This window comes from Enterobacter huaxiensis (genome assembly GCF_003594935.2).
GTDB lineage: Bacteria > Pseudomonadota > Gammaproteobacteria > Enterobacterales > Enterobacteriaceae > Enterobacter > Enterobacter huaxiensis.
The window spans coordinates 613,908-633,457 of record NZ_CP043342.1 but is presented as its reverse complement, the minus strand read 5'-3'; the positions used below and the strand labels follow the sequence as shown (position 1 = coordinate 633,457).

General features: G+C 54.7%; 21 protein-coding genes and 1 pseudogene. 15 read left to right on the top strand and 7 right to left on the bottom strand.

Features of this window, described 5'->3' with window-relative positions; all coding sequences use genetic code 11:
• Positions 1-13: 13 nt before the first annotated feature.
• On the bottom strand, positions 14-1,426 hold the full coding sequence (uxaC, locus tag D5067_RS03110) for a glucuronate isomerase (protein WP_119936903.1): 1,413 nt from the start codon (positions 1,424-1,426) through the stop codon (positions 14-16).
• A 476-nt stretch (positions 1,427-1,902) separates the two neighbouring features.
• Between uxaC and D5067_RS03105 the strand changes: the two genes are divergently transcribed.
• The 11 genes from D5067_RS03105 to D5067_RS03055 all read left to right on the top strand — a co-directional run bounded on the left by D5067_RS03105 (position 1,903) and on the right by D5067_RS03055 (position 9,272).
• Entirely contained in the window at positions 1,903-3,201 is a 1,299-nt protein-coding gene (locus D5067_RS03105; RefSeq protein WP_119936902.1) for an MFS transporter, read from the top strand.
• A gap of 182 nt (positions 3,202-3,383) precedes the next feature.
• Positions 3,384-4,160 carry a transcriptional regulator ExuR gene (gene exuR / locus D5067_RS03100; RefSeq protein ID WP_119936901.1) on the top strand — a complete coding sequence of 259 codons (777 nt, stop codon included), beginning with the start codon at positions 3,384-3,386 and terminating at the stop codon, positions 4,158-4,160.
• 344 nt (positions 4,161-4,504) lie between these two features.
• A complete protein-coding gene (gene yqjA / locus D5067_RS03095) occupies positions 4,505-5,167 on the top strand; it encodes a DedA family general envelope maintenance protein YqjA (protein ID WP_119936900.1) in 663 nt (220 codons plus the stop codon).
• Positions 5,168-5,169: 2 nt separating this feature from the next.
• Positions 5,170-5,553 carry an EnvZ/OmpR regulon moderator MzrA gene (gene mzrA / locus D5067_RS03090; RefSeq protein WP_119936899.1) on the top strand — a complete coding sequence of 128 codons (384 nt, stop codon included), beginning with the start codon at positions 5,170-5,172 and terminating at the stop codon, positions 5,551-5,553.
• 143 nt (positions 5,554-5,696) lie between these two features.
• Complete coding sequence (locus D5067_RS03085) at positions 5,697-6,065, top strand: DUF1090 domain-containing protein (protein ID WP_119936898.1); 369 nt, start codon at positions 5,697-5,699, stop codon at positions 6,063-6,065.
• A 29-nt stretch (positions 6,066-6,094) separates the two neighbouring features.
• Positions 6,095-6,400, top strand: a complete 306-nt coding sequence (locus D5067_RS03080) for an ElaB/YgaM/YqjD family protein (protein WP_008503141.1) — start codon at positions 6,095-6,097, stop codon at positions 6,398-6,400.
• A gap of 2 nt (positions 6,401-6,402) precedes the next feature.
• The gene (locus tag D5067_RS03075; RefSeq protein ID WP_119936897.1) at positions 6,403-6,801 is read left to right on the top strand and encodes a phage holin family protein; all 399 of its coding nucleotides are present in this window, start codon (positions 6,403-6,405) and stop codon (positions 6,799-6,801) included.
• A complete protein-coding gene (locus tag D5067_RS03070) occupies positions 6,798-7,094 on the top strand; it encodes a YqjK-like family protein (RefSeq protein WP_119936896.1) in 297 nt (98 codons plus the stop codon). Before D5067_RS03075 ends, D5067_RS03070 begins: the two co-directional genes overlap by 4 nt.
• Before the next feature lie 253 nt (positions 7,095-7,347).
• Positions 7,348-7,740: a DoxX family protein gene (locus D5067_RS03065; RefSeq protein WP_003862651.1), complete on the top strand. Its 393-nt coding sequence runs from the start codon at positions 7,348-7,350 to the stop codon at positions 7,738-7,740.
• A 72-nt stretch (positions 7,741-7,812) separates the two neighbouring features.
• A complete protein-coding gene (locus D5067_RS03060; RefSeq protein WP_119936895.1) occupies positions 7,813-8,799 on the top strand; it encodes a glutathione S-transferase family protein in 987 nt (328 codons plus the stop codon).
• Positions 8,800-8,906: 107 nt separating this feature from the next.
• A complete protein-coding gene (locus D5067_RS03055) occupies positions 8,907-9,272 on the top strand; it encodes a DUF805 domain-containing protein (protein ID WP_119936894.1) in 366 nt (121 codons plus the stop codon).
• 41 nt (positions 9,273-9,313) lie between these two features.
• Here D5067_RS03055 and yhaJ read toward each other — a convergent pair whose 3' ends face one another.
• Positions 9,314-10,216 (bottom strand): DNA-binding transcriptional regulator YhaJ, encoded by a 903-nt coding sequence (gene yhaJ / locus D5067_RS03050; protein WP_119936893.1) that lies wholly within the window; start codon positions 10,214-10,216, stop codon positions 9,314-9,316.
• A gap of 104 nt (positions 10,217-10,320) precedes the next feature.
• Here yhaJ and D5067_RS03045 point away from each other — a divergent pair, with 104 nt between their 5' ends.
• Positions 10,321-11,022 (top strand): pirin family protein, encoded by a 702-nt coding sequence (locus D5067_RS03045; protein WP_119936892.1) that lies wholly within the window; start codon positions 10,321-10,323, stop codon positions 11,020-11,022.
• A 79-nt stretch (positions 11,023-11,101) separates the two neighbouring features.
• Here the strand turns inward: D5067_RS03045 and D5067_RS03040 are convergent, their stop codons facing one another.
• Both D5067_RS03040 and D5067_RS03035 read right to left on the bottom strand, forming a co-directional pair.
• Positions 11,102-12,406, bottom strand: a complete 1,305-nt coding sequence (locus D5067_RS03040) for an L-cysteine desulfidase family protein (protein WP_119936891.1) — start codon at positions 12,404-12,406, stop codon at positions 11,102-11,104.
• Positions 12,407-12,426: 20 nt separating this feature from the next.
• Positions 12,427-13,758, bottom strand: a complete 1,332-nt coding sequence (locus D5067_RS03035) for an SLC5/6 family protein (protein ID WP_119936890.1) — start codon at positions 13,756-13,758, stop codon at positions 12,427-12,429.
• Positions 13,759-14,099: 341 nt separating this feature from the next.
• Here D5067_RS03035 and D5067_RS03030 point away from each other — a divergent pair, with 341 nt between their 5' ends.
• Genes D5067_RS03030 through D5067_RS03020 form a run of 3 tightly spaced genes read left to right on the top strand, consistent with a single transcriptional unit; the run spans position 14,100 to position 15,376 of the window.
• Entirely contained in the window at positions 14,100-14,549 is a 450-nt protein-coding gene (locus tag D5067_RS03030) for an STM2901 family protein (protein ID WP_119936888.1), read from the top strand.
• A 2-nt stretch (positions 14,550-14,551) separates the two neighbouring features.
• Positions 14,552-14,869, top strand: a complete 318-nt coding sequence (locus tag D5067_RS03025) for a DUF1493 family protein (protein WP_119936887.1) — start codon at positions 14,552-14,554, stop codon at positions 14,867-14,869.
• A gap of 21 nt (positions 14,870-14,890) precedes the next feature.
• A complete protein-coding gene (locus D5067_RS03020; RefSeq protein WP_119936886.1) occupies positions 14,891-15,376 on the top strand; it encodes an Hcp family type VI secretion system effector in 486 nt (161 codons plus the stop codon).
• Positions 15,377-15,451: 75 nt separating this feature from the next.
• On the opposite strand, the pseudogene D5067_RS03015 reads toward D5067_RS03020, so the two are convergent.
• From D5067_RS03015 to tdcD, 3 genes and pseudogenes are all read right to left on the bottom strand, one after another.
• Positions 15,452-15,862 (bottom strand): annotated as a pseudogene (locus D5067_RS03015) (Spy/CpxP family protein refolding chaperone).
• Between the two features lie 153 nt (positions 15,863-16,015).
• Positions 16,016-18,310 carry a formate C-acetyltransferase gene (gene pflB, locus D5067_RS03010; protein WP_119936885.1) on the bottom strand — a complete coding sequence of 765 codons (2,295 nt, stop codon included), beginning with the start codon at positions 18,308-18,310 and terminating at the stop codon, positions 16,016-16,018.
• Positions 18,311-18,325: 15 nt separating this feature from the next.
• Positions 18,326-19,534 carry a propionate kinase gene (tdcD, locus tag D5067_RS03005; RefSeq protein WP_119936884.1) on the bottom strand — a complete coding sequence of 403 codons (1,209 nt, stop codon included), beginning with the start codon at positions 19,532-19,534 and terminating at the stop codon, positions 18,326-18,328.
• Positions 19,535-19,550 lie beyond the last annotated feature (16 nt).

Genomic DNA, 19,550 nt, shown 5'->3' with positions numbered 1-19,550 from the left:
ACCTCAAACGGCCTTAGTTCAGTTCAATGGCGAAGTAATCACGCGCATTGTTAAAGCAGATGTTTCTCACCATTTCGCCCAGCAGCTGGATATCCGCCGGGGCTTCGCCAGCCTGCACCCAGCGGCCAATCATCTGGCACAGAATGCGACGGAAGTACTCGTGGCGAGTGTAGGACAGGAAGCTGCGGCTGTCGGTCAGCATGCCGACAAAGCGGCTTAACAGGCCCAGCTGTGCCAGCTGCGTCATCTGGCGCTCCATGCCGTCCTTCTGATCGTTAAACCACCAGCCGGAGCCGAACTGCATCTTGCCCGGCATTCCTTCACCCTGGAAGTTACCGATCATGGTGCCCAGCACTTCGTTATCGCGCGGGTTCAGGCAGTACAGAATGGTTTTCGGCAGCAGGTTTTGTTCGTTCTGTTTGCTCAGCAGCTTAGAAAGCTCTTCCGCCAGCGGGCGGTCGTTGATGGAGTCGAAGCCCACGTCCGCGCCCAGCAGCTTGAACTGACGCTGGTTGTTATTGCGCAGCGCGCCAATGTGGTACTGCTGCACCCAGCCGCGACGGGCATATTCCGCGCCGAGGAAGACCAGCACAGCGGTTTTGAACTGGGCAACTTCGTGCTCGCTCAGCGCTTCACCGGACAGGCGGCGCGCCAGAATGCTGTCCAGCTCGGCTTCGTTAGACTCGGCAAAGAGCACCACGTCCAGCGCGTGGTCAGACACTTTACAGCCGTGCGCCGCAAAGTGATCCAGACGTTTGGTCAGCGCGCTCTGCAGGTCGGCAAAACGACGAATGTCGGTGTCAGACACTTCAGCCAGCTTCGCCATGTAGTCGTTAAAGGTGGCCTGCTCAATGTTGAAGGCTTTATCCGGACGCCAGCTTGGCAGCACTTTGATATCAAAAGAGGCGTCTTGAGCGACGACCGCGTGGTGCTCCAGGGAGTCGACAGGATCGTCAGTGGTGCCGACCATCTTCACGTTCATCTGCTTCATGATGCCGCGCGCGGAGAAGTTATCCTGCGCCAGCAGCTCATTACATTGATCCCAGATTTCATCCGCGGTAGTTGGGGAGAGCAGTTTACCGGTGATGCCAAACGGACGACGCAGCTCGAGGTGCGTCCAGTGGTATAACGGGTTGCCGATGGTATGCGGCACGGTAGCCGCCCAGGCGTCAAACTTCTCGCGGTCGGTCGCGTCACCGGTACACAGGCGCTCGGCCACGCCGTTGGTGCGCATGGCGCGCCATTTATAGTGATCACCCTTCAGCCAGATGTCATACAGGTTTTTGAAACGGTAATTTTCGGCAACCTGCTGCGGCGGTAAATGACAGTGGTAGTCGAAAATCGGCTGGTCTTTTGCGTAGTCGTGATACAGGCGGCGAGCAAATTCAGTATCTAGCAGGAAATCTTCGGTCATAAACGGCGTCATTATCGTCTTCCTCGTAACGAGAGCGTCTGAAAGCGTATGTTCATATGCTGCAAAGTTATCACACCAATTTCCACCCACCGAAGTTTTTTTCGTGAGTTAGATCAATAAACGTCGACAAATAAATTACCCCAAATGGAGTAAACCCTCGCGCAGGCCGCGCCAGTACTGGCTTTATTCAAACCGAATAATGTCCCCACAAAGAATCACACTTTTGTGATGTCACTCACCTTTTAAAGTTGTATGACAAGTTATCTTTTCGCCGTCGCAAACTATAAGCCGACGGAATGCATTGCCGGTGTTAGAGACATCGGATTTAACGGTACGGAAACCGACTTATGCACGATTACTTATGGCAAGGTTCGGGCCGTTCCGGGAAGTTTTCCCGGTTACGCCCCTCCCGTTACAGAACAGCTCCCGGCAACGGTTGAGTTGTTGCCGTGCCCCGGCACGGAAATAACATAACGATGAGGTTTTACATGCGTAAAATTAAAGGGTTACGTTGGTATATGATCGCACTGGTGACGCTCGGCACCGTGCTGGGCTACCTGACGCGTAACACCGTGGCAGCAGCGGCTCCAACGTTGATGGAAGAATTGCATATCACCACGCAGCAATACTCCTACATCATTGCTGCTTATTCCGCGGCTTATACCATCATGCAGCCTGTTGCAGGCTATGTTCTGGATGTTCTGGGTACCAAAATCGGTTACGCCTTCTTCGCCGTAGCATGGGCGGTTTTCTGCGGTGCAACAGCACTGGCAGGCAGCTGGGGCGGTCTGGCACTGGCGCGCGGTGCGGTCGGTGCGGCTGAAGCAGCAATGATCCCGGCAGGCCTCAAGGCCAGCTCCGAGTGGTTCCCGGCAAAAGAGCGTTCAATTGCCGTAGGCTACTTCAACGTGGGTTCCTCCATCGGCGCGATGATTGCACCGCCGCTGGTGGTGTGGGCTATCGTGATGCACAGCTGGCAGATGGCGTTCATCATCTCCGGTGTGCTGAGCTTTGCCTGGGCAATGGCGTGGCTGATCTTCTATAAACACCCGCGTGACCAGAAAAAACTTTCTGAAGAAGAACGTGACTACATCATTAATGGTCAGGAATCTCAGCACCAGACCGACAACGGCAAAAAAATGTCCGTCTGGCAGATCCTGGGCACCCGTCAGTTCTGGGGTATCGCCCTGCCGCGCTTCCTGGCAGAACCGGCCTGGGGTACCTTCAACGCCTGGATCCCGCTGTTCATGTTTAAAGTGTACGGCTTTAACCTGAAAGAGATCGCCATGTTCGCCTGGATGCCAATGCTGTTCGCTGACCTGGGCTGTATCGTCGGCGGCTACCTGCCACCGCTGTTCCAGCGCTGGTTCGGCGTAAACCTGATTGTTTCCCGTAAGATGGTGGTCACCATGGGCGCGCTGCTGATGATTGGCCCGGGCATGATCGGTCTCTTCACCAGCCCTTACGTTGCAATTGGTCTGCTGTGTATTGGTGGTTTTGCCCATCAGTCCCTGTCCGGCGCGCTGATTACGCTCTCTTCCGACGTCTTTGGTCGTAACGAAGTGGCCACCGCCAACGGCCTGACCGGCATGGCTGCCTGGACCGCAAGCACCATGTTTGCGCTGGTGGTCGGTGCGCTCGCAGATACTATCGGTTTCAGCCCGCTGTTCGCGGTACTGGCTATCTTCGACCTGCTGGGCGCGGTAGTTATCTGGACGGTGCTGAAAAGCAAATCCGCAGACGAGCTGGCAAAAGAGTCCCTTGGGGGGCCGGCAACGCAGAGTTAGCGCTGCAGTGCCGGGTGGCGGCTTCGCCTGACCCGGCCTACAAACCCCGTAGGCCCGCGCAAGCGAAGCGCCGCCGGGCATTTAAAGGCCGCTCTGTAGCGGCTTTTTTCATGGCGGAATCTGGAGACTGATGCGCAAAAGTGGTATAACAAATATATCGCCGTACCCTGCCTGGAGCGCATATGGAAATCACCGAACCACGTCGTTTATATCAACAGCTTGCCGCCGAGCTGAAAGATCGCATTGAGCAAGGCGTCTATCTTGTTGGTGATAAACTTCCCGCTGAGCGTTTTATTGCGGACGAAAAAAGCGTGAGCCGCACGGTGGTGCGCGAAGCCATCATCATGCTGGAAGTAGAAGGCTACGTTGAGGTACGCAAAGGTTCCGGTATTCACGTTATTTCAAACCAGGCAAAACACTCCCCCGCACCGGACGAAAGTCTGGAATTTGCCAGCTACGGTCCGTTTGAGCTGCTCCAGGCTCGCCAGCTGATCGAAAGCAATATTGCGGAATTTGCGGCGACCCAGGTGACCAAGCAGGACATCATGAAGCTGATGGAAATTCAGGAGAACGCGCGTAAGGAAAAATGTTTCCGCGATTCCGAATGGGACCTTCAGTTTCACGTTCAGGTGGCGCTGGCAACCCAGAATACGGCGCTGGCCGCAATCGTGGAAAAAATGTGGACTCAGCGCGTTCACAACCCGTACTGGAAGAAACTGCACGATCATATTGATTTGCGCACCGTGGATAACTGGTGTGACGATCACGACCAGATTCTTAAAGCCCTGATTCGCAAAGATCCGCATGCCGCGAAGCTGGCCATGTGGCAGCACCTGGAAAACACCAAGCTGATGCTGTTCAATGAAACCAGTGACGACTTCGAATTTAACGCCGATCGCTATCTTTTTGCGGATAATCCTGTCGTTCACCTCGATACGGCGGCCAATCAGGCAAAATAGTTTCCCTTTCTCCTGGCAGGCGCTTCGCTGCGCCTCTCGGGACCCAGGGGTAAGCAAAACATATATAGTGTCAGCCTTTGTAAAACTCCTCGCTCCCTCCCCGGCCTTACGCCAAAATCATTTCACCCCTGCAAATTCTGTGACGCAGAACGTCGGGCTTTGTTACAATTGGATTCACTTCGTTATTTTGTAAGTTAGTGCTTGCTAACCAGCCAATTAACAGGGAACAGTGTTGGCCACACCTCAATGTGTCCGCGAGCGACCATAATGAAATCATAACAACGTCGCCGTGCTGTTTTTCCCGGATAACAGGCGAGACGTTAACCGATTTCCAGGAACACTGAATGGAACTTTTGACCCAACTACTGAACGCCCTTTGGGCTCAGGATTTCGAAACGCTGGCCAACCCTTCCATGATTGGCATGCTCTATTTCGTCCTGTTTATGATCCTGTTTCTTGAGAACGGACTGCTTCCGGCCGCCTTTTTACCGGGCGACAGCCTGCTGGTTCTGGTCGGCGTACTCTGTGCAAAAGGGGCGATGTCTTTCCCACAGACCGTGGTGTTGTTGACCATAGCGGCCAGCCTCGGCTGCTGGGTGAGTTACATTCAGGGTCGATGGCTTGGCAATACGCGGCTCGTCCAAAACTGGCTTTCGCACCTTCCGGCGCATTACCATCAGCGCGCGCACCATCTTTTCCACAAGCACGGGCTTTCAGCGCTGCTGGTCGGCCGCTTTATCGCGTTTGTTCGCACCCTTTTACCTACGATCGCCGGGCTTTCCGGGCTGAGCAGCGCCCGCTTCCAGTTCTTTAACTGGATGAGCGGCCTGCTGTGGGTCCTGATCCTGACCACGCTGGGCTACGCCCTGGGCAAAACGCCGGTCTTTATGAAATACGAAGACCAGCTCATGTCGTGTCTGATGCTGCTGCCCGTCGTCCTTCTGGTCTTCGGTCTGGTAGGTTCGCTGGTGGTGTTGTGGAAAAAGAAATACGGGGCCAGGGGTTAACCATGGTTTCCCCCCGGATCTCTTTGCGTCGCTTGTCTTATGCCATGGTCGTGCTGATGATGTTCAGCGCGTTGATTGTGGTATGGTCTGCGTTACAGCATCAAGAGTCAACGCTGGCTATCCGCCCTGTCAAACAGGGTGCCAGCGTGCCGGACGGCTTTTCGGTCTGGCACCACCTGGACGCAAACGGGATCCGCTTCAAGAGCATCACGCCGCAGGACGATGTGCTGCTGATAAAATTTGACTCAAGCGCACAAAGCGCAGCGGCTAAAGCAGTGCTTGACCGAACCCTGCCGCAGGGTTACATCATTGCTCAGCAGGATGACGATAGCCACGTTGCTTCATGGATGTCACGGTTACGCGATACGTCGCATCGGTTTGGATAATTACCAGGATTCCGAATCTTTTCACTCACTTTGGTGAATCCCCCGTTTACTTACTATGCTTAAGTATGCGGAGCACCCCTCAGATGTTCTTCGCATTAATTTGGAACACGGCTCACGCCGTAACACAATGGAAGGTTTCGATAATGAAATACCGCATCACTCTGGCTCTGGCCCTTTTTTCTTTAAGCACAGCATCCTTCGCCGCCTCTCTCTGTCAGGAGAAAGAAAAGGATATTCAGCGTGAAATCAGCTATGCCGAAAAGCATAACAATCAGCACCGTGTGGACGGCCTGAAAAAAGCGCTGAGCGAAGTGAAAGACAATTGCACGGATAGCAAGCTGCGTGCCGATCATCAGAAAAAAATCGCTGAGCAAAAGGACGAGATAGCCGAGCGCCTTCAAGACCTGCAGGAAGCGAAAGAGAAAGGGGATGCGGATAAGATTGCTAAACGCGAGAGGAAGTTGCAAGAAGCGCAGGACGAACTGAAAGCGCTGGAAGCTCGCGATTATTAAGTTAACGGAAATCTTAACAGGAGAGAATCATGTCAAAAGATACAACTTCAGAACATCTGCGCGCTGAGCTGAAATCCCTGGCGGACACCCTGGAAGAGGTGCTGAACTCTTCTGCCGATAAGTCGAAAGAAGAAGTCAGCAAACTGCGCAGCAAAGCAGAGCAAGCGCTGAAAGAGAGCCGCTATCGCCTGGGTGAAACCGGTGATGCGCTGGCAAAACAGACCCGTGAAGCCGCCGCGCGTGCAGATGAGTACGTTCGTGATAATCCATGGACGGGTGTAGGCATTGGTGCCGCAGTGGGCGTGGTGCTTGGTGTTCTGCTGACGCGTCGCTGATTATGGAAGATCCTCGTCACGCACAAGGGCCTGCTAATAACGTCCTCGGTATCGGCCAGCGTATTTTAACCACGCTGGTCGGCATTGCCGAAACGCGCGTCCGGTTGGCAGTCGTCGAGCTGGAAGAGGAGAAAGCGAATCTCTTCCAGATGCTGCTGATGCTTGGACTTACCATGCTCTTCGCCGCCTTCGGTCTGATGAGCCTGATGGTGTTAATCATCTGGGCAATTGATCCGCAGTATCGGCTCAATGCCATGATTGCCACCACCGTCGTTCTGCTGGTTGCAGCACTGATTGGCGGCCTCTGGACGCTGCACAAAGCGCGCACGTCCACCTTCCTGCGCCATACGCGCCAGGAGTTAGCCAACGATCGTTCGCTGCTGGAGGATGATAAATCGTGAGCAGCACAGCCGAACGTCAAAAGCGAAAGGCCTATCTGTTGAGCCAGATCCAGCAGCAGCGGCTGGATCTGGCCGCCAGCCGTCGCGACTGGGTTGAATCAACCCGTCGATTTGACCGCGGCTGGAACACCGTCCTGAGCCTGCGCTCATGGGCGCTGGTCGGTAGCAGCGTGATGGCTATCTGGTCCGTTCGTCATCCTAATATGCTGATCCGCTGGGCACGGCGCGGCTTTGGTGCCTGGAGCGCCTGGCGTCTGGTGAAATCAACGATTCGTCAGCAGCAGTTACGGTGATAAAAGCAAAACGGTAACCCTGGTTACCGTTTTTTGTTTTTGCACCCTCTCCCTGTGGGAGAGGGATGGGGTGAGGGCACCAGCCCGCACGCTCCCTTACTCAATATCTTTGATAAAGATTGACAGTTTTCCTTGCTAACAATTGTCTCACGCCCCGTTTATGATTCTCTCCATCGACAGCAAAGACGCGGTATCTACCCGAATTTGCACACATTTAAAGTTCAGCCGCTGATGTGGTTTCCTGGAGAGTAAAATGAAAAAATTAGAAGATGTTGGTGTACTGGTAGCGCGTATTCTGATGCCAATTCTGTTCATCACCGCAGGTTGGGGCAAAATCACCGGCTATGCGGGTACCCAGCAGTATATGGAAGCCATGGGCGTGCCGGGGTTCCTGCTGCCACTGACCATTCTGCTTGAGTTCGGCGGCGGCCTGGCAGTGCTGTTCGGCTTCCTGACCCGCACCACTGCACTGTTCACCGCAGGCTTTACCCTGCTGACGGCGTTCATCTTCCACAGCAACTTTGCTGAAGGCGTGAACTCCCTGATGTTCATGAAAAACCTGACCATCGCAGGCGGCTTCCTGCTGCTGGCTATCACGGGTCCAGGCGCGTACAGCATCGACCGCCTTCTGAATAAGAAGTGGTAAGCACGCTATACTGAATAAATTCAAAGCGAGGAGATATCTCCTCGCTTTTGCTATCTGACGGAGGAGAAAAAAATGGGACAACTCGTAGACGGCGTCTGGCAGGATGTCTGGTATGACACCAAATCCACCGGTGGTCGCTTCAAGCGCTCTGTTTCGGCCTTCCGTAACTGGCTTACCGCTGACGGTGCAGCCGGTCCAAGCGGAGAAAGTGGTTTTGCCGCGGAGAAAGATCGTTATCATCTGTACGTCTCTCTCGCCTGCCCGTGGGCGCACCGCACGCTGATTGTGCGTAAACTGAAAGGCCTCGAATCGCTCATTCCGGTTTCGGTGGTGAACCCGCTGATGCTGGAAAACGGCTGGACGTTCGACAGTGATTTCCCTGCCGCCACCGGCGATGACCTTTACCACCACGATTTCCTCTACCAGCTTTATCTGCGCGCCGATCCGCACTACACGGGTCGCGTCACCGTACCGGTGCTGTGGGACAAGAAAAACCAGACGATCGTCAGCAATGAATCGGCGGAGATTATCCGCATGTTCAATACCGCGTTTGACGCGCACGGCGCTCGCGCCGGGGATTACTATCCGGTTGAGCTGCGCGGCAAGATTGACGAGCTTAACGGCTGGATCTACGACAACGTAAACAACGGCGTCTATAAGGCCGGCTTTGCCACCAGCCAGGAAGCCTACGACGAAGCGGTCGGGAAAGTGTTTGAATCCCTGGAGCGTCTGGAGCAGATCCTCGGCCAGCACCGCTACCTGACGGGCGATCGGCTGACGGAAGCGGATATCCGCCTCTGGACCACGCTGGTACGCTTCGATCCGGTCTACGTCACCCACTTTAAGTGCGATAAGCATCGCATCAGCGACTATCTGAACCTGTATGGTTTCCTGCGCGACATCTACCAGATGCCGGGCATTGCCGAAACGGTCGATTTTGACCATATCCGCACCCATTACTACCGGAGCCATAAGACCATTAACCCAACGGGCATTATCTCCATTGGCCCGTGGCAGGATCTGGATGAACCGCACGGGCGCGACGTCCGCTTCGGATAAATATAAAGGGTATCAATAGATACCCTTTTTTAATTCATCATATCCATCTATCCTTACCTCGATCGCTTAGAAAACAAGTGATTGACTGATTAAAGAGGCAAGGAAAAATGGACTGGTATTTAAAAGTACTGCGCAACTACGTTGGATTTGGTGGCCGCGCCCGCCGCAAAGAATATTGGATGTTCATTCTGGTGAACTTCGTTCTCATCATGGTGCTGGGCATTATCGATAAAATTCTTGGCTGGGAACGGGCGGGGGGTGAAGGCATTCTGACGTCAATTTACGGCGTGTTTATTCTGCTGCCTTCCTGGGCCGTGCAGTTCCGCCGCCTGCATGATACCGATCGTTCAGCCTGGTGGTTATTGCTGCTGTTGATTCCGGTCATTGGCTGGATCGTGATTTTGATCTTCAACTGCCAGAACGGCACGCCGGGTGAAAACCGCTTTGGTCCGGACCCGAAAGCCGGCATGTAAATCAGAGCCCGGTGGCGCTTACGCTTACCGGGCCTACGATATTATTTATTGTGGTGGGCAAAGAGCTTTGGTATTTCGCGAAGGCACCACGATTTGGCTTCGCCCATGCTGTCGCGTCGCCACGCCATAATAATATCCACTTCGCTGGTGTATTCCGGGCTGACTACGCGCAGCCGCCCTTCGGCAATATCCTTTTCAACAAACGGATAAGGCATCGTCGCCACGCCCAATCCCGCCAGCAGCGCCTGGCGCTTATCTTCCAGCGACGTGACGGTCAAACGCGGCTGTTTATCCAGCAGCTGTACCGTTAACACCGGGCGCTCGCGCGCGGTGTCTGCTACCGCTACGCCGCGATACTTCACGCGCGTCACTTCAGAGAGCGGCTCCGGCTCGTGATGAATCGGGTGATCCGGCGCGGCGACGTAGACGTTCATCACGCTATAAAGCTTGCGGGAGTTGATTTCAGACGAAGAGCGGAAGTGCATATCCGGCGCAATCACGATATCCGCCCTGCCCGTCTCCAGCCGCTCCCACGCGCCTGCCAGCACCTCGGTGATGATCGACAGCTGGGTATTGGCTTTTGCGGCCAGCCTGTCTACCAGCGGGAACAGCGCTTCTGTGGGCACGAGTGCTTCGGTCACCAGCGTCAGATGCGTTTCCCAGCCGCGCGCCAGCGCTTCGGCGTCCGTGGTGAGTTTGTCCGCCGCTTCTAGCAGCACCCGTCCACGTTCCAGCAGCATACGGCCAACGTTGGTGAATTTTGTTCGATGACCGGAGCGGTCAAAAAGCACCACGTCCAGCTCTTCCTCCAGCTTCTGCATGGTATAGCTCAGCGCAGACGGAACGCGCCCCAGTTCATCTGCCGCAGCGGCAAAGCTGCCACGCCGGTCTATCGCGTCCATGACGCGAAGCGCCTCAAGCGTCAATGCTCTCTCTTTAGCCATCTCGTTCTCATTCAGGAAATTTGAACATACCGGGCAGAATATCTGGCTAACAATGCAGCGTCCATACCTTTACCATTGTTTTAGTGTAAAGAGAGGTCAAGTTTATGATTACGACAAGAACAGCTAAACAGTGCGGACAAGCCGATTTCGGTTGGCTGCAGGCCCGCTACACCTTTTCCTTTGGACACTACTTTGACCCAAAACTCCTCGGTTACGCTTCATTGCGCGTGTTGAATCAGGAAGTGCTCGCCCCGGGCGCCTCCTTCCAGCCGCGTACGTACCCGAAAGTCGATATCCTGAACCTGATCCTGGAAGGCGAGGCAGAATACCGCGATAGCGAGGGCAATCATGTCCAGGCAAAGGCTGGCGAAGCGTTATTAATTTCCACGCAGCCCGGCATAAGCTACAGCGAGCATAACCTCAGCAAAGACAAAACGCTGACCCGTATGCAGCTGTGGCTGGATGCCTGCCCAGAGCGGGAAAACCCGCTGGTGCAGAAGATAGATTTAGCCGGCGATAAGCAGCAGCTGATTGCGTCGCCGGACGGCAGCAAAGGCAGCCTGCAGCTGCGCCAGCAGGTGTGGCTGCATCATATCGATTTGAAGAAAGGCGAACAGGCGAGCTTCCAGCTCCACGGCCCGCGCGCCTATCTGCAGTCGATTCACGGGACCGTGCATGCGGTGACGCACACGGAAGAGAAAGAAGCGCTCACCTGCGGCGACGGGGCGTTTATTCGTGACGAAGCGAATATTACCCTGGTGGCGGATACGCCGCTGCGCGCGCTGCTGATTGATTTGCCGGTTTAAGATAAACACGCCCCCTCGCTCGATCGGTTCCCTCTCCCTGTGGGAGAGGGTTAGGGTGAGGGGAACGGGTTGGATTAAATCACGACACTTTTCCTGCCATAATCGCAATAATCTGCCGATCCGTTTCCTGCATCGAGCGACACGCAAGCGAACACAGGTTGGCTATGGATTGCTCCACATCGTGCGCCACAATCCCCTCGTAGCCCGTCACGGCAGTATCATCCAGCGCCATCATCACCGCTTTCCATGCGCTGCTGACGCTGGTTGAGACTTTCATTGCGCAGCTGTTAGAGGCGCCGTCACAGATCATCCCGCTAACGTCCCCGATCATGCTACCTATCGCCATTGAAATTGTCCGGTAGTCTCCGCCCATCAGCCACGCCATCCCTGCGGCTGAGCCCATTCCAGCGGTTGTCGCTGCACATAACGCCGACAGACGTGGAAGCTGGTAGTGAATATAGATTGCCGTTAGATGCGAAAGCATCAGCGCCCGCGCCAGCCGTTCGTCATCGGCCTGAACGTGCTCAGCAACCACGACAACCGGCATGGTGGCCGCGATCCCCTGATTACCGGAGCCTGAGTTACTCATCGCTGGCAACGTCGCGCCGCCCATCCTGGCATCCGAGGCTGCGCTGGTACGGATAACAATGTCTGAGCCCAAATCCTGCGCCATCCATCCGCGCGAGCGCTGCTTACTGAGCGTTGCGCCAATGTGCAGCCCCCACTTTCCGCTGAGTCCTTCACGGGATAGCGCATCGTTCAACCGCCCCGCCTGCAGGATGAAACGGATCGCCTCAAAGGGAACCTGTTCCACAAACTCGAGGATTTGCGACAGCGAGACGCTGGAAAGGACCTTCAGCGGATCGTCTCTACGCTCGCCCTGAAGATCGCCAAGCGTGAAACAGGTTTCGCCCTGTCGCACCACCTCCACCACCCGCGTATGCCCGCCGGCGATGGTGACCATTGCCGAGGCGTCACCCGCGTAAACGCAGGCGCGGGAATAGAGAATCTCATCGCAAGGCTCCTGTAGCGTCACCTGTACCTTACCCTCGGCCAGCAGGCATTTAGCGCGCGCCAGCGCCTCAGCTGAGGCATCTTTCAGCACCTCCAGCCCGGCCTGCGCATTACCGCCAATGGCGCCCAGCGCCGCCGCAATGGGCAACCCGACCATGCCCGTACCCGGCACCGTAACGCCAAGCCCATTCTTCAACAGGTTTGGCGACACCCACGCTTCAACCTGCGTGATCTCACCGGATAGCTGCTCTGCGGCTATCGCACAGGCCAGCGCCAGTGAGACAGGCTCCGTACACCCAAGCGCAGGTTTAACCTCTTCCTGCACCGCGCGAATAAAATGATTCCATAAAGGATTTGTTAGCTCAGACATCGTTACGACCTTATTTGCCCTCAGGAGAATGCGAGGAAAGGAGAAACACAAAGCAGCAGCCCGGTGATGACGATAATCACCAGCGATACGCCTTTATATTTGTGCAGCGCCGGAACTTTGTAGACCAGCCATGCAGGGATCAGACAGCCCACCATGCCGAAAATCGGGCTGCAAATAGAGGTGAAGCTGAGCACGGGAGCGTTTAACACTATCGCGCTCCAGGCCAGCAGAATAGCGAACAGCATGATGCCGCGCTGGACGGTGCGCTCGTTGATCTTCTCCGTCGGCATTCTTCGGCGCAGGATATTCATCACAATGCCCTGCGTAGCCTCGCGAAAACCGAGGTAGACGCCGAAGAAGGCGGTCATGACGGCGAAAATATTGAGGATCACGCTGACGATTTTGACCCAGCCCGCGCCGTCGCCGCTGATAAACTGCGCCGCGATCGCGAGGGCGGAAATATTCTGCTCGTAGGCTTTTACCGCCTCATCGTGCCCCATCGCCAGGGTGAAAGAGACAGCATAGAAAAAGACCGTCACAAACAACACAACAAAGGCAATATTCATCGCCCGCAGCGCTTTATGGCGCGCCACTTCAACTGATTTTTCCCGTGAGCGATAGGAGATGACCATCGGGCTCAGGGTCTGGATAAAGAGAATTGAGGTTAAGGTAAAAGGCAGCGTAATGATGGCGTTTTTAATCAACAGGCCCATCGGCGGTAGCATACCTACGTTGGCTAAATGCCAGAGGCCAATCATCGACAGCCCCAGCGCCGCAACCACAAACAGCTTGGTAAGCACCATCAGGCTGGAGACTTTAAACAACAGCTTTTCACCACGTGAGGAGATCGCCACCAGAATGCAGATCAGGAATAAGCCGTAGAAAGGGTTTTCAGACGCTAGCCCTTCGGTTACGCCGAAGGTGTGTAAATAGGAGGCGCTGTCGTTGGTGATGGCAGTGGAATAGACAAACATCCAGATCACCAGCATCACAAAATAGAGCGCGCCTAATAAGATGCCCCAGTTCTTACCCAAATAACCGCTTATCACGCTCGGATAATCTTTGCATTCCGGTGACTCCGCCAGCGTATTAATAAACAGACGCTGGAATAAATACATGGCCGGATAGCCAATTATTGATGAGAGCAAAAATACCCACAGCCCCATTAATCCTACCTGCACGGGGAGAAAAACAATCCCCGCGCCGATAGCCATCCCGATACTCATGATGACCCAGCCCGTATCGGTGCTGTCGAATTTAATCGCCTCTCGCCATTCGCTGTCACTCATTCCCGCTCGCCTTGCCGCGGGGGAATCACTCACGATCACACTGCTGTTTGTTGCCGTATCCATTGGGCACTCGCTTATTTGTAGGGTAAACAGTTGTTTTTATAGGTTTCCGATCGCCAGCGATTGCGAATCAGAGCAGCAGGTGCTTATTGTTGATGTGTGAAAATCATATCCTTAGCGAGGGAGAAAAAAGTCACAATGTTTATAAGGATTTTCTACATTCCGAGTAAAAAATTCTATGAAATCCAAAAACGCAGACAAAATTTTCTAAAGGTGATACAGCTCAAAAAATCATATCATCCTTACAACGAGAATATTTCGGAATTTATAAAGATGAATGTCCTACTCTCAGCCCTTTATTTTTTATAGGATGGCAGCTCAACAAACCACCTGATGGTTATACTATGGACACCGTTGAAGAATTCAATGGAACATACTTTTATAAAGGTGTATGTAACATCTCCGCATCTGAGTTATTTTTTTGGATTTTTCTGGATGCCACCGATGAACAGTTCGGCGGATTAAAGGATGCAGTAATGATGGCCACTATCATTCTTGGTTTACCTATACTTGAAACCAGAACAAAACCGGAAACGGCTACAATAGGCACATCTGTAGCATCTAAATACCTCCGAGATCTACTGAATGTACAGCTTCCACACCGACTACCTACAATTACACTAGCAAGCTTTAAATACAGAAAACCAATGTATACCAAAAACTTAGGTGCGTTCATTGGCCGATGGATACCTGCACTAGGGATAACCATATTTGCTGCAGATGTTGCTATGATAAGTTACAAAACGCTTTCAAAATATAATACGATTGCTCACCCAAAAGACCGGATTTGGTGAAGATGAACAGTGAAGCTGATGTTTTAAAATTCTTCAGGGACAATTTACCAGAACAAGGAACATTTGCGGGCAAGAGAATTCCGCTTGAGATAGATGATGTTTTACAGGATTACACCGATCTGGATGATATTGTATATGCTATTGAGAGATTCGAAAAAGAGTATCTTATCGAAGTTAACACTAAAAATTATTTCCCATGGACTCAAACCTGGTTTTTCAGGAAATGGTTCACTAAAGAACCGGTTAAGCAAATATCAAAGCCATTGACGGTAAGAATGTTTGCCGAAGCGGTACAAGCAGGTAAATGGATACACGATTGATTTATAAAAGGAGTTTTTATAATGGCCGTACCTGTTCACATTTGGTTATATGACGACGGTGGCTCACTCATTAAAGGTTCATGTGATGTTCAGGATCGTGAAGGGAGTGTTGAAACTAGAGGCTTGACCCATAATTTGAGTATTCCAGCCGATCCACTCTCCGGAAGATTAACCGGAACGAGGAAACATGCTCCTTTCCTGTTCGAGAAGGAGATTGATAGCTCATCTCCCTATCTTTATAAGGCGGTAGCGACAGGGCAAAACCTTAAGAAGGTTGAGATTAGATATTACCGAATTAATGATGCAGGTTGGGAAGTTGAATATTTTAGAACGGAGCTGGAAGGTGTAAAAGTTGTCTCTATCTCCCCTATTGTTAACGATACACGTAATTGCCCTAGTACTGGTCATCTTGAATCTATTCAATTGCGCTACGAAAAAGCGACCTGGACCTATTGTGACGGCAATATTCAGTTTGTTGATGCATGGAATGAACGTACGTCGGCATGATGTTCAAAATTTATTCTCACAGAATCCAATTAAAGCGATTCTGTGAGGTTTCATTTTATACAGTTGAATCCAGGATCACTCTGCCAATGCGTTAGCCATATCGGTTCTAATCTGCTTACGCTGCTCCGGCGTCAATACCTGGCTGACGTCGAAGTAATATTTCACCCGGTAATAACGAGTCTGCTCTTCAATTTTGCTAAAAGCAGCAAGCTGGCTTTTCACCGTGCTTTAGTCCCATTTACCGGCCTGGAACATATCAATTAGCGCACCGTCCTTTACCCCGGTCATCGGGATCTTACTGACATTCTGTTCCAGATTCTGGTGCAAATCTTCGATTTTCTTTACTTGATCGCTGCTGAGCTTCAGATGCTGCACCAGCGGATCCTGCGACGGCGATGGCGCTGCTTCAATATTGGCCGCCTGTGCCGTAAAACTGCACACCGCCAGTGACGCAGCAACCAAAGCAATACGGGTCATTTTCATCATCTTACTGTCCTTACATGCTGTTACAGGGAAATACAGGCGCATTGTTTTTCAAGAGCGGATGAATATGTGTGATTAATTATATAAACAAATTTGTATGTTTAGCGGGCAAAAAAAGGCCCCCTTAGCAGAAGGGGGCCCGGCGACTGGCTTTCGCTATAGTGCCTGGGTGAACGTCCGCGAAATGACGTCCTGCTGCTGCTCGTGCGTCAGGGCGTTAAACCGCACCGCATAGCCAGAAACGCGGATGGTCAGGTTTGGATAATTCTCCGGATGGGCAATTGCATCCAGCAGCATCTCCCGGTTCATAACGTTGACGTTCAGGTGCTGCCCACCCTCAACGGCCGCTTCATGGTGGAAGTACCCGTCCAGCAGCCCCACCAGGTTGGTTTTGCGCACCATCTGATCCTTGCCCAGCGCCTGCGGCACGATGGAGAAGGTGTAGGAGATCCCGTCTTTGGCGTAGGTGAACGGCAGCTTGGCGACCGAGGTTAACGAGGCCACGGCCCCCTTTCTGTCGCGCCCGTGCATCGGGTTTGCACCCGGGGCAAACGGCGTGCCGCCGCGGCGTCCGTCCGGCGTGTTCCCGGTCTTCTGGCCGTAAACCACGTTAGAGGTGATGGTCAGGATCGACTGGGTCGGGACCGCGTTGCGGTAGGTTGGCAGCGCCTGAATTTTCTTCATAAAGCGCTCCACCAGGTCGCAGGCGATGCTGTCCACGCGGTCGTCGTTGTTGCCGTACTGCGGGTAGTCACCTTCGATGACAAAATCGACCGCCAGGCCGGTGTGGTCGCGCACCGGCTTCACCGTGGCGTATTTGATGGCCGCAAGGGAGTCCGCCGCCACCGACAGACCGGCTATGCCGCAGGCCATAGTGCGATACACGTCGCGATCGTGCAGCGCCATCAGCGAGGCTTCGTAGCTGTACTTATCATGCATGTAGTGAATGAGGTTCAGCGCGCTGATGTACTGCACCGCCAGCCAGTCCATAAAGTGATCCAGGCTCGCCATTACGGTGTCGTAATCCAGCACGTCGTCCAGCAGCGGCTCGGTTTTAGGCCCGACCTGGATCTTCAGCTTCTCGTCCACCCCGCCGTTGATCGCGTACAGCAGCGTTTTGGCGAGGTTGGCGCGCGCGCCGAAGAACTGCATCTGCTTGCCGATCACCATCGGGCTGACGCAGCAGGCGATGGCGTAGTCATCGCTGTTGAAGTCGGCACGCATCAGATCGTCGTTCTCATACTGCAGGGATGAGGTGTCGATAGACATCTGCGCGGCGTATTTCTTGAACGCGATCGGCAGCTGTTCAGACCAGAGGATCGTCAGGTTCGGCTCCGGTGCAGGCCCCATGGTGTGCAGCGTGTGCAGATAGCGGAAGCTGTTTTTGGTGACCAGCGTGCGGCCGTCCAGCCCCATGCCGCCGATCACCTCCGTCGCCCAGATCGGATCGCCGGAGAAGAGCGTGTCGAACTCCGGCGTGCGCAGGAAGCGCACCATGCGGATCTTCATGATGAAGTGGTCGATCAGCTCCTGCGCCTGCACCTCGTTCAGACGTCCGGCCTGCAGGTCGCGTTCCATGTAAATATCGAGGAACGAGGCCGTGCGCCCCAGCGACATCGCCCCGCCGTTCTGGGATTTCACCGCGGCAAGGTAGGCAAAATAGACCCACTGCACCGCTTCCTGCGCGTTCATCGCCGGGCGCGAAATATCAAAGCCGTAGTTCGCCGCCATCTGCTGGATCTGCAGCAGCGCGCGCCTGTGCTCCGCCAGCTCTTCACGCAGGCGGATCGTGGCCTCGAGATCTTCACCGCGCTCCAGCCTGCCCTGCAGATCGGCGAACTGCAGCTCGCGCTCGCGCACCAGATAGCGGATGCCGTACAGCGCCACGCGGCGGTAGTCGCCGATGATGCGCCCGCGCCCGTAGCCGTCCGGCAGGCCGGTGAGCACGCCGGACTTACGGCAGCGCATCATGTCCGGGGAGTAGACGTCGAATACGCCCTGGTTGTGGGTTTTGCGCAGGTCGGTAAACAGATATTCAAACTGCGGATCCATCTCGCGACCGTACGCTTCAAAGGAGCTGCGGATCATGTTGATCCCGCCGTACGGGTGCAGCGCGCGCTTGAGCGGCCTATCGGTTTGCAGGCCGACGATCGTCTCCAGGTCCTGGTCGATATAGCCCGGCCCGTGGGCGGTAATGGTGGTGGCAATGTTGGTGTCAAAATCCACCGGCGCGTGGGTAGCGTTCTCCTGGCGAATGCCGACCATTACCTTCTGCCACAGCGCCGTCGTTGCTGGCGTCGCCTGCGCGAGGAAAGCTTCATCGCCGTCATAAGGGGTGTAGTTATGCTGAATAAAATCGCGCACGTTGACGGCGTTTTTCCATTCTTCACCGCGAAACCCGGCCCATGCGTCGCTGTAGGGCGCGACGCCCGTATCGATCGTTACATTCATGTGATTCTCGCTTAATCAGGCGTAAGCCGCGGCCGGGGTGACCTTCCCAAGACGGAGGGCGTCCAGCGCGATCATTTTTTCTTCGTTGGTTGGGATCACCGCGCAGGCCGCGCGGGAGGAAACGGTGGAGATCACGCGCTCACCCGCGCTGCCCGGCAGGGCATTTTTGGCCTCGTCGAGGGTGATACCGAACACCTCCAGGCGTTCCGCCACCAGCCCGCGAATGAGCGTTGAGTTTTCACCGATGCCGCCGGTAAAGACCACGCCATCCAGGCGGTGCAGCGACGCGGCGTGACCCGCAATGTGCCGCGCAATGCGGTGGACGAAGGTGCGGATGGCAAGCGCGGCCCGTTCATTACCTTCGTGCCAGGCCTTTTCCAGCGCGCGTAAATCAGAGGAGATGCCGGAGATCCCCAGCAGCCCGGACTCTTTATTGACCACGCGTTCCAGATCCTCAAACGACTGGCCGGTCTGCTGGGCAATCCACGCCATCGCGCCGAAGTCCACGTCGCCGCAGCGCGTACCCATCACCAGCCCTTCCAGCGGCGTCATCCCCATGGAGGTATCGACGCTTTCGCCGTTGCGCACCGCGCAGATGGACGCCCCGTTACCGAGATGGGCAATCACCAGGCCGCTGTCATCGGGGGAGAGCCCGAGAAGCGCGTGCGCCTGCGCCGCCACGTAGCGGTGAGAGGTGCCGTGGAAGCCGTAGCGACGCACGCCCAGCTCCTCGAAATAACGATACGGCAGCCCGTAAAGATAGGCCTGAGGAGGCAGCGTCTGGTGAAAGCTGGTATCAAACACGGCCACCTGCTGAACGTTCGGGAACAGCCTCTCTGCCGCCTCTACGCCGCTCAGGTTGGCGTAGTTGTGCAGCGGTGCCAGCGGGGAGACTTCGCGGATCTGCGCAATGACCTGCTCCGTGATCAGGGTCGACTCGCTGAAAAGCTCGCCGCCGTGAGCGATGCGGTGGCCAATCAAGGCCACGCTGCTCATCAGGTTGCGTTTTTCCAGCTCCAGGGCGATGGCTGCCAGCGCCCCTTCGTAGTCCTGGTGAGCCAGTCTGGCTGGCCCACCCCCGTTCACGGCAATAAAGGCCTGTTCAGTGTTGATGCCGTCCGCAATGCCCGTCATCAGGGCATCGCAGGTCGTTGCGTCAAGCGCTGAAAACTTAACAGAGGACGATCCGCAGTTAATAACCAGTACAACCGGAAACTCAATCATGGTGTGACTCCGCTCT

Excerpts from the sequence above, each read along its gene's own strand:
- D5067_RS03040 (WP_119936891.1), bottom strand. The coding sequence starts at position 12,406 with ATGTCTGAGCTAACAAATCCTTTATGGAATCATTTTATTCGCGCGGTG.
- tdcD (WP_119936884.1), bottom strand. The coding sequence starts at position 19,534 with ATGATTGAGTTTCCGGTTGTACTGGTTATTAACTGCGGATCGTCCTCT.
- D5067_RS03030 (WP_119936888.1), top strand. The coding sequence starts at position 14,100 with ATGGACACCGTTGAAGAATTCAATGGAACATACTTTTATAAAGGTGTA.
- D5067_RS03035 (WP_119936890.1), bottom strand. The coding sequence starts at position 13,758 with ATGGATACGGCAACAAACAGCAGTGTGATCGTGAGTGATTCCCCCGCG.
- uxaC (WP_119936903.1), bottom strand. The coding sequence starts at position 1,426 with ATGACGCCGTTTATGACCGAAGATTTCCTGCTAGATACTGAATTTGCT.
- D5067_RS03105 (WP_119936902.1), top strand. The coding sequence starts at position 1,903 with ATGCGTAAAATTAAAGGGTTACGTTGGTATATGATCGCACTGGTGACG.
- D5067_RS03080 (WP_008503141.1), top strand. The coding sequence starts at position 6,095 with ATGTCAAAAGATACAACTTCAGAACATCTGCGCGCTGAGCTGAAATCC.
- D5067_RS03045 (WP_119936892.1), top strand. The coding sequence starts at position 10,321 with ATGATTACGACAAGAACAGCTAAACAGTGCGGACAAGCCGATTTCGGT.
- pflB (WP_119936885.1), bottom strand. The coding sequence starts at position 18,310 with ATGAATGTAACGATCGATACGGGCGTCGCGCCCTACAGCGACGCATGG.
- yhaJ (WP_119936893.1), bottom strand. The coding sequence starts at position 10,216 with ATGGCTAAAGAGAGAGCATTGACGCTTGAGGCGCTTCGCGTCATGGAC.
- exuR (WP_119936901.1), top strand. The coding sequence starts at position 3,384 with ATGGAAATCACCGAACCACGTCGTTTATATCAACAGCTTGCCGCCGAG.
- D5067_RS03065 (WP_003862651.1), top strand. The coding sequence starts at position 7,348 with ATGAAAAAATTAGAAGATGTTGGTGTACTGGTAGCGCGTATTCTGATG.
- mzrA (WP_119936899.1), top strand. The coding sequence starts at position 5,170 with ATGGTTTCCCCCCGGATCTCTTTGCGTCGCTTGTCTTATGCCATGGTC.
- D5067_RS03025 (WP_119936887.1), top strand. The coding sequence starts at position 14,552 with ATGAACAGTGAAGCTGATGTTTTAAAATTCTTCAGGGACAATTTACCA.
- D5067_RS03085 (WP_119936898.1), top strand. The coding sequence starts at position 5,697 with ATGAAATACCGCATCACTCTGGCTCTGGCCCTTTTTTCTTTAAGCACA.
- D5067_RS03060 (WP_119936895.1), top strand. The coding sequence starts at position 7,813 with ATGGGACAACTCGTAGACGGCGTCTGGCAGGATGTCTGGTATGACACC.
- yqjA (WP_119936900.1), top strand. The coding sequence starts at position 4,505 with ATGGAACTTTTGACCCAACTACTGAACGCCCTTTGGGCTCAGGATTTC.
- D5067_RS03075 (WP_119936897.1), top strand. The coding sequence starts at position 6,403 with ATGGAAGATCCTCGTCACGCACAAGGGCCTGCTAATAACGTCCTCGGT.
- D5067_RS03055 (WP_119936894.1), top strand. The coding sequence starts at position 8,907 with ATGGACTGGTATTTAAAAGTACTGCGCAACTACGTTGGATTTGGTGGC.
- D5067_RS03020 (WP_119936886.1), top strand. The coding sequence starts at position 14,891 with ATGGCCGTACCTGTTCACATTTGGTTATATGACGACGGTGGCTCACTC.